The 13879-nt window shown below is 47.4% G+C and carries 13 protein-coding genes; all 13 read right to left on the bottom strand.

Going from position 1 to position 13879, the window contains the following annotated elements; translation table 11 throughout:
- Positions 1-359: 359 nt before the first annotated feature.
- The gene (locus ACDE64_RS14590) at positions 360-1607 is read right to left on the bottom strand and encodes an ATP-grasp domain-containing protein (protein ID WP_411347306.1); all 1248 of its coding nucleotides are present in this window, start codon (positions 1605-1607) and stop codon (positions 360-362) included.
- Complete coding sequence (locus ACDE64_RS14595; protein ID WP_411347307.1) at positions 1589-2830, bottom strand: MFS transporter; 1242 nt, start codon at positions 2828-2830, stop codon at positions 1589-1591. Before ACDE64_RS14595 ends, ACDE64_RS14590 begins: the two co-directional genes overlap by 19 nt.
- A complete protein-coding gene (locus tag ACDE64_RS14600) occupies positions 2812-3750 on the bottom strand; it encodes a transketolase family protein (RefSeq protein ID WP_411347308.1) in 939 nt (312 codons plus the stop codon). The genes ACDE64_RS14595 and ACDE64_RS14600 overlap by 19 nt, the downstream gene beginning before the upstream one ends.
- Entirely contained in the window at positions 3747-4526 is a 780-nt protein-coding gene (locus ACDE64_RS14605) for a 1-deoxy-D-xylulose-5-phosphate synthase N-terminal domain-containing protein (RefSeq protein ID WP_411347309.1), read from the bottom strand. The genes ACDE64_RS14600 and ACDE64_RS14605 overlap by 4 nt, the downstream gene beginning before the upstream one ends.
- Entirely contained in the window at positions 4498-6390 is a 1893-nt protein-coding gene (locus ACDE64_RS14610) for a M20/M25/M40 family metallo-hydrolase (RefSeq protein WP_411347310.1), read from the bottom strand. The genes ACDE64_RS14605 and ACDE64_RS14610 overlap by 29 nt, the downstream gene beginning before the upstream one ends.
- The gene (argC, locus tag ACDE64_RS14615) at positions 6381-7418 is read right to left on the bottom strand and encodes an N-acetyl-gamma-glutamyl-phosphate reductase (RefSeq protein ID WP_411347311.1); all 1038 of its coding nucleotides are present in this window, start codon (positions 7416-7418) and stop codon (positions 6381-6383) included. The genes ACDE64_RS14610 and argC overlap by 10 nt, the downstream gene beginning before the upstream one ends.
- A complete protein-coding gene (locus ACDE64_RS14620) occupies positions 7415-8734 on the bottom strand; it encodes an aminotransferase class I/II-fold pyridoxal phosphate-dependent enzyme (RefSeq protein WP_411347312.1) in 1320 nt (439 codons plus the stop codon). Before ACDE64_RS14620 ends, argC begins: the two co-directional genes overlap by 4 nt.
- Positions 8724-9389 carry a degT/DnrJ/EryC1/StrS aminotransferase gene (locus tag ACDE64_RS14625; RefSeq protein WP_411347313.1) on the bottom strand — a complete coding sequence of 222 codons (666 nt, stop codon included), beginning with the start codon at positions 9387-9389 and terminating at the stop codon, positions 8724-8726. Before ACDE64_RS14625 ends, ACDE64_RS14620 begins: the two co-directional genes overlap by 11 nt.
- 205 nt (positions 9390-9594) lie before the next feature.
- On the bottom strand, positions 9595-10494 hold the full coding sequence (locus tag ACDE64_RS14630) for a RimK family alpha-L-glutamate ligase (protein ID WP_411347314.1): 900 nt from the start codon (positions 10492-10494) through the stop codon (positions 9595-9597).
- Complete coding sequence (locus ACDE64_RS14635) at positions 10494-10676, bottom strand: lysine biosynthesis protein LysW (protein WP_367059170.1); 183 nt, start codon at positions 10674-10676, stop codon at positions 10494-10496. The genes ACDE64_RS14630 and ACDE64_RS14635 overlap by 1 nt, the downstream gene beginning before the upstream one ends.
- Entirely contained in the window at positions 10673-11224 is a 552-nt protein-coding gene (locus tag ACDE64_RS14640) for a flavodoxin family protein (RefSeq protein ID WP_411347315.1), read from the bottom strand. Before ACDE64_RS14640 ends, ACDE64_RS14635 begins: the two co-directional genes overlap by 4 nt.
- A gap of 581 nt (positions 11225-11805) precedes the next feature.
- Positions 11806-12501 carry a DnaD domain-containing protein gene (locus tag ACDE64_RS14645; RefSeq protein ID WP_411342875.1) on the bottom strand — a complete coding sequence of 232 codons (696 nt, stop codon included), beginning with the start codon at positions 12499-12501 and terminating at the stop codon, positions 11806-11808.
- 51 nt (positions 12502-12552) lie between these two features.
- Positions 12553-13845: an asparagine--tRNA ligase gene (asnS, locus tag ACDE64_RS14650; protein ID WP_411342876.1), complete on the bottom strand. Its 1293-nt coding sequence runs from the start codon at positions 13843-13845 to the stop codon at positions 12553-12555.
- Between the last annotated feature and the right edge of the window lie 34 nt (positions 13846-13879).

The raw sequence follows: 13879 nt of genomic DNA on the forward strand, positions 1-13879 counted from the left end.
TATTATATTAGTTGTATATTTTTGTAACAAAAATCTTTTTCTTTCATCGTAAAATTTCTTAAAAAAATTTTTCGTTTCTTGCTGATTTGCTGCTTTTGACCTGCATTATGTATACCAATTGTTGCAGTATAATATCCCATTCGTATCTCAAACGTAGTCTATAGTCATAACACGATAGCATCGTTTTCACGTACAATCGTCTCATTCCATCGACGTATAAGGGGCTTGTATGTGGCAGTTTGTCTTATCCATAAGTATGATGACTTATCTGATCTGTATAGAGCACTCGTTAAAATAGGGATACACGAATCAAGCAGTGTATCCCTGTCACACATTTTGCCGTTTATTGCGATTGTGTTCTATACAACCTCTCCCACTTCTGCATAGCTGATCTCAATACGCGATACAAGTTCCTTTGCTAGATCACGAGCAGCCTCTGGTGTATCTGCTTGTACGATAATATAACCGAGCCGATCGTCGGAGCTGCGAGCAATATCCACTGAATCGCCTTCCTGCACCTGAATCTGATACCGCGTAATCTGCGGATGTTCTAAATGCTCTAATCCGGTGATGGAACCAACGATCCCTTTGCGATCAGCAACCAGATAACCGATGGCAGATGCCTGAATCTGTTGCTTATCAATCTGTAGTGGCTGGGACAGATATTTACGGATCGTTTCGCGGAACACATGGATGCCATACGCATTCACGATCAGATCGGATGTGATATTGTCGCCACCGGGACGACCGTTAACTTCAATAATCTTCGCCCCTGCTTGTGTGTATTTTAGCTCCACATGCGCAGGCCCATTCTGAATACCAATCGCCACGACCGCCTGCCAAGCAACACGAATCATCTCATCACGCTGCTCCTGATAAATGGACGATGGGAATACATGCAATGTTTCCACGAAATAAGGCAGATCGGACGTATGCTTTTCCGTAATTTCCGCAAAGGCAATCTCACCTTCATCAAGGAAAATTTCGACACTAAATTCCGGCCCAGTTAAATATTCCTCAAGCAAATACTCATCCCGCACTTTAAAATCCATATACGTCGTCTTAAATGCACGCAACTCTGCAAACGCATGTCGCAAATTCTGCTCATCTTCTACAAAATACACACCCTGACTGCTAGCGGCATTGGTTGGCTTCAGCACGACTGGATAACCGATCTCTGCTGCTGCCGTCAACGCCTCGTCTAATTGGCTCACCACGGCAAATTGTGCACTTGGCGCCTGCTGTTGTGCAAATACTTGCCTTGCCCGATCTTTGTTACGCGCATTCAGCGCCGCATCCGCTGATGTGCCGGGAATGCCCAGCCGTTCGCCCACCTCTGCCGTTACAGCAGAAGCATAATCAGTTGCCGGAATCAGTGCCTGAAATTGTCCATGATAAGGACTGTTCACAATCGCCTCATAGATGGAGTCTGCATCTCGAATGTCCGCAACTAGCAGATCGTCGTATAGACCTTCATATCCGTACAAGGTCGGATTATCCTTGGACGAAGCGATGACGACTACGTCACTGCCAAGCGCTTTCGCTTCTTTAACAAAGCTAACACCGTAAAAGCTTGGCTCTACAAAAACTATTCGTTTGTTTGCCATACTGCACTCTCCTTTTTGGTCAGACTCTGCACATGGGTCGATATCAATCCAAATCCGATCAGTCCCAATGCCATCAATGCACTCATAATGAGGAATCCATAACCTGCACCGAATCGGTCAATGATCAGACCAATACCGGAAGAACCACCTGCTTGAATGAGTAACGATAATCCGGTCCAGACCGCCATCGCTCTGCCCATAAATGCCTTTTGTACATTTTCCATCAGCAGCGTATTCATCACGATTCGCAGCGACGAGTTACACAGCCCAAGGAAGAAGCTACCCGCATACAGCAGCAATACAAGCGAATTGGCATAGAGCGCGAACAAATTGACAACTGCGATTACAAAGAACAAATACACCATCTGTTTGTTTGATAGATTCGTAATGAACAATGACACGAGAAAGCCAGAGATCAGCCCGCCAATCCCATAAAACATATCTGACAAGCCAAAGACGATACTATCACTCTGCAACGTTACATTGACATAAGCAGGCAACACCACATTGTACAGCATCGTTACAGCTAGCGGCACAATGGAGATCACACCGAGAAAGAAGATGATTTTCCGTTGACGCAAAAAGTGCAACCCCGAGCGAAAGCTCTGTACAAAGCCTTCCTGCTCACGTTCTTCACTATGAACGATAGATTGATAACGAATCGCCGCCAGTACCGCACTGCTAATCAAGAACACCGCGATATTCATAATCAGAATGACTTCAAAGCCGTAAAATTTGTAAATGATGCCTGATACCGCTCCAGCTGAGAACATCCCGACCTGCAAACTAATCTCGATAAAGGAATTCCCATTGATCAGCACATCCTCTGGCAAAATCTCCTGAATAAAGCTGCGCGACGCTGCCATATAGATCGTCCAGCCAATCCCGTTAATGACGGCAAAGCCATACATAAGCGGAATGCTGAATCCTTGCGCAAAAAATAACACCGCCAGCAATGCCAGCAAAAAGGCACGCAGTACATACGTCCACAAAATGACCTTTTTCCGGTCAAAGCGGTCCGTAATAATACCAGCTAACGGCGACACAAGAAAACCAGCAAGCACGTTAAATGTCAGCAAAAAGCCAACATACTGATTGGAGCCAGTCTCGGTCATTACATACCAGTTGGCACCAATCGTCGCCATGCCTACACCAAAGCCAGAGATCACATCGGAAATGAGGAATTTGCGAAACTGAGCATTTTTTAATACGGATAGGAACATAATGGACTTCCTTTCCGAATATCAAGTATAAACTGGCGCAATCGTTCTTCTGTGAATCCGAGATATTCCAGCACATCGCTGTGACTGCCGCCGTATTTGGGCCATTGTTCGTTGGGGGTAAACGCGTATACCTTTTTGTGTGGGAGTAGCAGACTGAGATATGAGCCTACACTGCCCGCGCGGCGATGCTCCTCCACAACAACAATCTGCTCCCCGCTATTCTCCAGTCGCTGCAAATTAGCAATTAGCGCTTCTTTGTCCACATAACACAGATGCAGATGATTCAGCTGCGGTTGTTCTCTTTTCAATGTTAGTGCCATCTCGGTTGCCTGCTCGCCGATGGAAATGAGCGATACTGGTGCATCTTCATTCCAGCTACCGTCCACGATCAGCTCGTCGCCTTCTGCCAATGACGGAATACTGTCAAAGGCATCGTTACGGGACAGCCGGATATAATAAGGCTGCGTCGAAGTCGCCGCTTCTCGAATGACGCGGCGCGTCTCCTCTTCTCCATGTGGACAGGCAATACGAATATTTTCAAACGTCTGGATCACTCCGATATCTTCCAGCGCATGATGAGTCGTACCAAACCAGCCGCCAGATACACCGCCATAACTGCTGACGATATTGATATTTTTGCGCATATAACCAAGTGCCAGCTTGATATGCTCCGCACAGCGCAGCGCGACAAATGGGGCAAATGTGGAGAAAAAGGGCTTGAATCCGCCCTCTGCCAATCCAGCGGCAATATCGACAGATGTCATCTCGGCAATGCCCAGATTGAAGAACCGATCCGGAAACTGCTGTTCAAACGGATGCTTTTTGCCACCCAGATCGGCTTCCAGCGCAACAATCTGCGAATCCTGCTGTGCCAGCAGCGTTAGCTCGTCTTTGTAGGCGTCTCTTCCGGACAGTGTCATACGAGCGCCTCCTTCCATTTGTATGCCTGAGCACGGTTGATTTTGGCATAATGGGCGGCGGGATTGCCTTCCATCGCTTTGATGCCTTTGCCTTTGATCGTATGGGCGAGAATGGCGAGCGGACGATCTGCCTTACGTTCCAGTGCAGAAGTAATCTGCTCCAGATCGTGACCGTCGATCTCCACAACATCAAATCCGAATGCTTGAAAACGATCACCGAGATGTGGAAGTGGCGAAATATCCTCTACCAGCCCGTCATTTTGCCCCCCATTCACATCGATAATATGAATAAAATTGTTGATCTGCTTGGCAGCAATGACCTGTAATGCTTCCCAGCAACTGCCTTCCTGCAATTCGCCGTCACCGCTAATAACGATGCTGATGCCTTGTTCCCCGCGAATGCGCTGTGATAACGCCCAGCCTGCGCCATAAGCAGGCCCATGACCAAGACTGCCAGTAGCAAACGGAATATGCGGCAGCAAATAATTCGGATGCCCGGTGAACAATGAATTCTTTTTTCCGTAACTCTCTGCCGGATTCTCTTCCAACAGCCCAAGTACATGTAGTGTGCTGTATAATGCAGCCGCTGCATGCCCTTTGCTTAGAATAATTCGGTTGCGTTCATCCTGACCATACCGTGCGAAGCTGGTTAGCAGCAGATCGATTACCGACAAGCTGCCGCCAATATGACAACCGACTTCGGTTGCTGCCATATCAATAATGAGCTTACGTGCCTGAATGGTCTGTTCATGTAGTTTGTTCACGGTTAGCGGCATACGTTTCCTCCTTGTCCTTGCTGTTGAGCGAGAACCATGTGTGGATACTATTGAGCAGAATATTGCGACTTAGCCGCACTTCATCTACCGATACATGCTCCTCATCGGTATGATCCAGACTAGCATCGCCGGGACCGTATGCAACCATCGGTATATCTGTCCACGTCGTCGCGAGTGTATTCATATCGCTGGTGCCCTTTTTCATCTGAAAGGTTAAACGATCCTCCAACACACCGTTGGCACCGCGAACGAATGCTTTGACGAGCTGGTCGCGGCGTGAATTCTGATAACCCGGTGTATCACGCAGTACGGTAATCGTACTGTCCGGCCATTCTAGCTCCGTGATATGCTGCTGATATCCAGCTTGTGCCTGCGGTGATATACGAAAGTTCAAAATTGCCGATGTATATTGATCCCCATTGTCAGAACCAGACTGAAGCTGAATGAGTGCGGATAGATGATCTGCATCGTACAGCTCCAGCTGTTGCCGCACATGAGCAGCAAGCTGATATACACGGTCAATCGGACTTACGCTGTCTTTCCCAGCGGAATGCTTTTGCTTTTGCCGGACATCCAGACGCAGCTTGAACAATCCATAATAGCCTAGCGTCAGACTACTCGTACCACTTGGCTCACCGATAATGACAGCATCTGCCTGTACGTGATCACGGACATAGAAGGCACCAGCGGACGATGATACTTCCTCCTCTACCGCACCAATTACGAGTAATCGAAACGATGGCGGCACTTCCGCTCTACGTAGCACCTCGATAAAATTGACCAGACTGCCTTTGGCATCTACACTGCCTCGACCAGATAGCTGGAAATCATCTGCTGTGCTTGGCCATATGTAAGGAACGGTATCGATATGACCGAGCAGCAGCAACGTCTGATGACCTTCGCCCTTGCTGAGTACGATATTGCCGACCTCGTCCACCTCTGCCGTAATCTGCTTCGAAGCGACGCGCTCTTGTAAAAATTCAGCCAGCACACCTTCATCGCCAGATACCGACGGAATGCTGATCGCCTGATGCAATAGCTTCATATCGTCCGGTAGATCGTTACCGCGCCAAAACCATGTTTTCCCGGTTCCATGCAGCGTATGTGGACCAGTAATAGCGATGTCTGCCACACCTTGTGAAAGGGTCAGCTCAGCGGCGCGCAGCTTTTGCTTCATTCGCCCGGAGACGACAATATCATCCTGCTGCGGATAAATATCGGTGATCGTTGATTGCGGATCGTCCACATCCTGTAGAATACCTGCTGTACCGGTAACAAAGCGTATATGACTGGCGCGTGTAGCGACCGCCAGATGAGCTGCCAGCATATCCGCATCAATGTTAATGTACTGCCCGATCTCTGGATCATAGATCGGCGGTGCCAAGCAGACAACATCATGGGTATGCAGCAATTGCAGCAGCACATCTTCCCGTGCTGATGTGTAGCTACCGTACAGAGAATCGCGTACAATTAGCTTTTTGCCATTTTTGCGGACTTTGAGCGGTTTGCCCTTGTTGCCCAGTACCCAGCCATGATCGCCAGCACATTGTGCTAGCACGGACAATCCATGAGCTTGCAGGGCAGCACGCACAGGAGCGAAGATATGATCTTCGTATGCCTGACGGATCTTGTCCATATCAGATGGCGGGCAATAGCGTACTTGATCACCATTTTCCAATTCCAGAAATTTGAGCGGCTCATTCAGCTCGGCAAACTTCTGTTCAATCGCTTCTGCCCCGCCGCCGATCAGTAGAATCTTGGCACCCCGGCGAGACAGGTCAGCGATTTCAGCGAAAATGGTCTGACTTTTTACAATAGTACTGCTACCCAGCTTGATTACATGCAGATTGTTGATCACGGCCATATCCCCTCATGTTCTGTCGTCAAACCGGTGATTTCTGGAATGTCGTAATAGATGTTGGCAGCTTGAATCGCCTGCCCTGCTGCTCCTTTGAGCAGATTGTCGATCGAGACGAGACTGAGACATTTGCTATCCTTCACGATAAACGCTGTTTCCGCGTAATTGGTACCATGTACCGTTTTCAGCATGGGACCGGGCGATGATTGACCGGAATAGCGGATAAACGGCTTAGACTTGTACGCTTGGAAAAAGGCTTTTTTCACATCGCTCTCTTCTACCCCTTCCCGCAGTACAGAATACGCACTGACGAAGATACCGCGTGCCACATCGAGACTGAACGCTGAGAAGGACACATCCAGCTTATGCTCACTATACGTAGAAGCAATACGTTCAATTTCCGGTAGATGGCGATGCTCAAACCCTTTGTGCAGACGAAAATTGTTCACTCGGTCGGCATGCGTTTCTTTACTGCTCTTGCCTGCTCCACTGGAACCGGTCTTCGCGTCAATAAATACATGACCTTGAATGAGCGAATGCAGGACAAGCGGATAGATGGAATAGATCGAAGCCACCGCCATACAACCCGGTAGATTCACAAGTCGTGCATCGCGATTCCATTCCGAGATTTCCGGGATAAAATAATGACTGCCCGCCTGCTTCACAGTAGAGATAGAGTCCGGATAGTATTGTTTCAACACGTTGTTATCTGTAAATCGATAATCTCCACTAATATTGAAAATACGCTGCGTATGATTCAGCACATGCTCCAAATGCTGTGGCAAAATGCCCGTTGGCAGCGCCGAAAAGATCAGATCATACTCTCCATCCAGTTCTGCCAGCTTGCTATACGTCAGCTTCGGATTGACCTTGCGATATAGAAACGCTTTATGCGTTTTCTCAACCGGTCGACCTGCCTGCGATTCCGAAGATACAAATTCCACCTGAAAATTCGGATGTGCGCTTAACAGCCGATACAATTCGCCACCGACAAATCCATTTCCGCCCAGTATGCCTACCCTGTATGTACTCATCCGAGCCGTGCATCCCGTTCATAAGGTGGCTGACTGTTTAGACTACGAGCATATTCGGCAATCTGATCAATATGCTGATCTAACTTTTTAAAAGCCAGTTCATACGTCAGCAGCTTCTCATACTCAACCGGTGAGCGCAATTCACGGCAAATCGCCAGCGTCGTATTGAGCATATGCAGCGTATTCGGAAAATGCTCCAATCCATACGACAATTCGCCGCCTTCATACAGGTTAAACGGATATTGATTGCCAAAGCCTTTGCGATTGAGAAACGGCAGATGACCAGGAATCGGCACATTTTGCCATTCGCGCGCGAATACTCCTTCTTCCATCAAAATATTCTGTATTGCTTCTTTTACCTGATACGGCGGAATCCCGGCGAATTGTGGCAAATCGACATTCAAGCGCAGACGGAACATATTGAAGCTATGGACATAACCTTCTGGGATATACGGTCCCTCAAATAGCGTTGTCTCATGTAAAGTAGCAATCAGATGATGCGCATTCCGCTGACGTACCGCATCATAATACGGCAATCGTTGCAGCTGACTGATACCAAACGCCGCCGCAATCCACGAAATATTATAATCAATACCAGAGTTCTCCAGAAACTGCTGTGCGCGAATATAATCTTCTTCTTTTTTGAAAAAGGCAATTCCGCCTTCACCACCAACTGGAAAATTCTTATCCGCCATTAGACTCTGACCAGCGGTATCGCCTAGTGAACCGCACAGCCGTCCATCAATCGAGGCAGAATGTGCATGGGACGCATCCTCCACCAGCTTCAGCTGATACTGATCGCATAATTGCTGAATCGCCGGGATGTTGGCAGGCAATCCATGCACATGCACTGGCATAATAACCTTCGTGCGCGGCGTAATTAAGCGCTCAATATCGTTAACATGTAGGCAGTACGTATCAGGATCAACATCGGCAAAGATCGGCACTGCCTTGGCAGCAACAACCGCCTGCGCTGTTGCAATAAACGTAAACGCTGGCAAAATCACTTCATCTCCCGGCTGCACCCCTGCACCGATCAATGCCAGATGCAGACTAGATGTACCGCTGGCAGTGGAAATGGCATAATTCGCACCAACATACTGACGATACTGCTCGGTAAATTCTGCGATCACATCATGCGGCTGCTTCTGAATCGAGATCAGCATTTGCAGCACATCTTCTTTGGTAATGTTCGGGAACGTTGTTTTGCGCCCTGCCTGTGCAAGTACCGCACGTCCACCTTCAATCGCAAGCTGCTCATGCGCCCATTGTTCCTGCGGCAGTTCCAGCAGATTCAGATGAAAATCAGTCTTCATGTTGTTTATCCCTCCGTAACAACGCTAGCTTCACGCAGGCTCCCACCAGCGGACTAAGACGATAATTGAATTGCACACCCGGCTGAATCTCCAGCTCTTGCTCGGTCTGCGTCCACATCGTTCGCAAATCGAATGCACCGAATATTTTGAGCCGCTCCGACTTTTTGTACAAGGTTTCATCATTTGTTAATAACGTCGCAATCGGACCGAAGGATAAGCCGGTAAAATTGACGATAATTACCTCATCCTGACGATGCTGCTGCAATAACGTATCAATCTGCGCCAAATTGCTCCAATTAATATCGATCACCGTATACGGATGATCCAACCCTTCCGCTGTACGAACACCAAGCCAGTCTACAAATCGCCGCTCCTGCGCAGTTGCGGATGCTGGCAACGAAGTCTCACTACCATGCACCAGGTCCTGCCCCCAGAGCGCCCCATGAATCGCGCCGGTAAAGCTATTGTACAAATTCACATACGTTTTGCCGGATAACTTGGACAGCGCATTTTCCAGACCTTTCAATTCCTTCTCATTCTTCTCGATACTCATAATGATGCCGGTATTCAGCACGCGAGCAAGCACAAACGAGATTGAAAAATAGTCCTTCTGCGATACTTTTGCCGGTGATTCCGTGATGTTCGTTAACGACATGTGCCACTCTCCTTTGATTAGGCATAGGTGATGGGAACGCAATAAGTGTTATTTATGGAGCAATAAGTGCTGTGTATGGAATGGGTACTTCTCATTTCGTGAATGATAGAAATGGAATACATGTATGAAGCGATAAAATATATAAGCGTCCAATAAGATCAGCAAACAGAATGATTAATCTGCAATGAGAGGAATTTAGTATCAACTAACGTACAGACAACCCGGTCACCTGATGATGTGACGCTGACGCTGCGTGTATGCTGTATTGTGCAATAGCTTGCGCAACATCGACCTTATGAATCAGCCACGACTTGGCAAATTCGGGATTCTGATTCACTTCGCATACCATATAGATACGACGGGTATGATCATAAAATAAATCAAGTCCATATATGCCACTACCGATTGCATCAGTCACTTGTTTGCTGATTTCTCTGATCGGCTGACTGAGCTGAATTGGCTCAATCTCTGCACCAAGATGCGTATTGGTGATCCAGCTGTCTTGGGAGATGCGCTTGATCGCGGCAATCGGCTGATCGCCAACAATAACAACACGAATATCATAATTGGACTTGTCTACGTATTCCTGCACAAGTACCGGCAATGCCTTGCCCTGCGGATCCAGTGATTCGCGGGCGGCAATCCAGGCATCCAATGTGAGGCGGTCATTGATCAGTGTGACCCCTCTCCCCCACGAAGAGCTGACCGGTTTGATGACAAATTTGCCGTCAAACCGATCCAGATATTCGTACAGCTTGTCAAACGTAAATGCAATCGCAAATTCCGGCTGGGCAATCTGACGACGCTGGAACACCATCGCCTGAAATGCTTTATTGGTGCAAATACGAATCGACTCATAGGAATTGAGGGTACGTACACCTGCCAGCTCAATATACTGTGCACGCTCTAGCGCCTTGCTCTGAGATAAGCAGCGGATCAGTGCCAGATCGTAATGACGAATAGTAGCAAGCTCCAACTGCATGTTATCCGTACATACATCGACTTCCACACCTGATTTGATTAAATCATCGTAAATCCGGCGCTCTTCCTCACGCAGCTTGGTTACGCAAAATAGCAATCTAGGATGCTCCTGTCGACTGGACATTACTCACCCCAATCTTCTTCTACTTCCGGAGCAAACACCAGATTCGGCTGCTCATTGACCCACTGGAATTCATGCTCCTGCCCGCACTCTTGGCACTCCACAATCTCTCCGGTCACGGTCTGTTGATCCACTTCCACCTCGGCATCGCAAGTTAGGCATTTCGTTGCTGTTACGCTCATCATACACGCTCCTCTATGTGTGTTAACTGCTCATTGATTTGACGCGCCTGTTCCAGCGCAATCTGATCATGCAAAATATCTCCGGGCTTATTACCGGTACCAATCAATTGACCTTGTAGATCCAATTCCAAAAATTCAGCGATATATTCAAATTGCTGAACAATCGGCTGTGCTTTGCGCTGCGGATCATCTCCGCCAACAAGCACGAGAAAGATTTTCTTTTGTTTTACCTGTTCTTGAAATCCAGGTACGATACGCAGTGATTCCGACCAACGATCAATAAAGACTTTGAGCTGAGCAGATATGCCGTACCAGTACACTGGAGAACTAAACACCACATAGTCGGCTTCCAAAAATGCGGGCAACAACGCATCATATTCATCCTGCCTGGAAGTGAATCCCTCAGAATCATGACGCTTGTCAACGATCAATTCAATGTGGTGATTCCGTAATGCAATCTCGCTATAATCCAAGTTGTGCAGCAGCTGCCGAGCAAGTGTAGCGGTATTGCCATCTTCCCTGGCACTGCCATCCAGATACAAAAACTTCATGCTTCACCTCCGCAAATATTCATTCGTTTACCCTTATCGCTGATACCCAAAATGGATAACAACGTATGTCAATTACGACTATTCACAGTATATTACTGTAGTATATATTTGTAAACTATTAACATATTTTACTTTTTGTCTTTCCGAATAGAAGTTTGATCATTATAATAATTCGTATAACAACGAACAATAAACTATTTAATTCTAATTTATATTCGATTCATTTGTAGCGATTTTGTCGGTTTATACATAAATTTGTAGATGTCGAATCTTTTCTTCTATTTGAAGCTTATTGGATATGGAACATTCTATACGGATCGTGAAGCTTAATTTCATTTTTGCATTTTCTCCTTTTTGTTTTTCTGCAAATGGGCTTCAGCCTTGAACTATTGATCGCACATACAAGCATCCAATTTCAGATATAATCTAATCCATATATCCCATAACAAAGTATTTCTCATAGCAACGTATGTCTCATAGCAAAAAAAGGCTGTTCTCCGTCTCAACGGAAAACAGCCTTCTGCTTCTCTTATTCTCATGCGATACTGAACATACAGTTCATCTTAGACACACCATTCATCTTAGCGCTGACGGAACTTCTGTGTATACGCTCGTACATCGTCCGGTGTGCGAATCCGATTACGATTCCACTCCAGCAGAATACGATCAATATACCGAAAATGAAGCTTACCAGCAAAGACTGCTTCTTTCAGCGCCATCAGAATCAGTTCTTCTGCATAACGATCTTGATCCATCCAGCCGGAGATCGTTTCGCATTCCATTGGCGAAAGCGGACGCGCAAATTCCTTTTCAAAAATAATGAATAGATTGCGTTCGCGCTCTTCCTCTTTTGCCGCTGGTGTTTTGGCAGCTTCTTCCGCCTGACGAATCACTGTACTGCGCTCCTGCTGCTCAGAAGCAAGCACTGTACCAAGCTTAACGTACAGTCCAGCTAGATCGTAGCGTTCGTAGCGCACACCGGTCAGCGGGTCCTGTTCGTCTTCGATCGTGATAAAGCCCGATTTCATCAGCTTCTGAATGCGGGAAGCGATAACAGCAGGCGCTGCGCCTGTGCGCCATTCCAGCTCTTCCAATGTCGGAAATTCGTTATGTTCCACCTGACGGAAAGACAACAGCTGCAACAGCAGCATCGCTTCCGCATCATCCAGATCAAGCGCCTGATAATATTTGAGCAGCGCATACGGAATATTCGCCGTTTGCGCGCCCATCGCATAGGCGGCGCCCTGTGCCCATGATTTCCATTGTTCTCCGCCCATGTTGTTCACCCTTTCTATACTTCCACCGTAATCCTTGTGTCAGTACAGAGCCTACGGATACAGACGATACAGCATACGAGGGAATGCAATCGTCTCACGTACGTGATCCAGACCGCAAATCCAAGCAACCGTACGCTCCAGACCTAGACCAAAACCGGAGTGTGGAACGGTACCGTATGTGCGCAGATCCATATACCATTGATATGCTTCGCCCAGATCATGCTCTTTGAAGCGTTGCTCCATCAATTCTGGATCGTCGATCCGCTGTGAACCACCGATAATCTCGCCATAGCCTTCCGGGGCGATCATGTCAGCACACAGTACAACTTCTGGACGATTCGGATCAGGCTTCATGTAGAATGCCTTGATGTCCTTCGGATAGTGTGTAATGAAGACTGGTTTGTCGTAGGCTTCAGCAATTGCTGTTTCGTGCGGCGCGCCAAAGTCATCGCCCCATGGGATGTCAAAGCCTTTGCCTTTCAAGAATTCAATCGCTTCATCGTACGTGATACGTGGGAACGAACCAGTGATATTTTCCAGCTTGGTCACATCACGCTCCAGCGTTTCCAGCTCTGGACGACAGTTTTTCAGTACAGATTGTACGACATGCGAAACGAATTGCTCCTGCACTTCCAGACTTTCCTCATGGTTCACGAACGCCATTTCCGGCTCGATCATCCAGAACTCGATCAGGTGACGACGAGTTTTGGATTTTTCAGCACGGAATGTTGGTCCGAATGAGTATACTTTGCCCAGCGCCATTGCTGCCGCTTCCATATATAGCTGTCCGCTCTGCGTCAGGTACGCATCCTCATCAAAATATTTGATATGGAACAGTTCCGTTGTATCCTCTGCCGCAGACGGTGTCAGAATCGGCGGATCAACTTTGGTAAAACCGTTCGTATTGAAAAATTCTTGAACCGCACGGATAATCTCAGCGCGGATTACCATAACTGCACGCTGTCTAGTGGAACGCAACCACAGGTGGCGGTGATCCATCAGGAAGTCGATCCCGTGCTCTTTCGGTGTAATCGGGTATTCGGACGTAATATGAAGTACCTCGATACCAGTTACAGTCATCTCGAACCCAGATTTACTGCGTGGTTCTTCACGGATGACGCCAGTTACGTATAGAGAGCTTTCTTGTGTGAGGCTTTTCGCAGCATCCCATACACTCTCTGGTACTTCACTTTTTACGACAACGCCCTGGATGTATCCTGTACCGTCGCGCAGCTGCAAAAATTGAATTTTACCGCTGGAACGCTTGTTGTTGATCCAGGCTCCAATCGTTACCGATTCGCCAATATGCTCATTGACTTTTTTAATAACGGTTTTAGTGGACATTCCTATATTCTCCCCTTGTCTATGCGTGGCTGCT

The sequence above is a fragment of the Paenibacillus sp. WLX2291 genome (genome assembly GCF_046603665.1).
GTDB lineage: Bacteria > Bacillota > Bacilli > Paenibacillales > Paenibacillaceae > Saccharibacillus.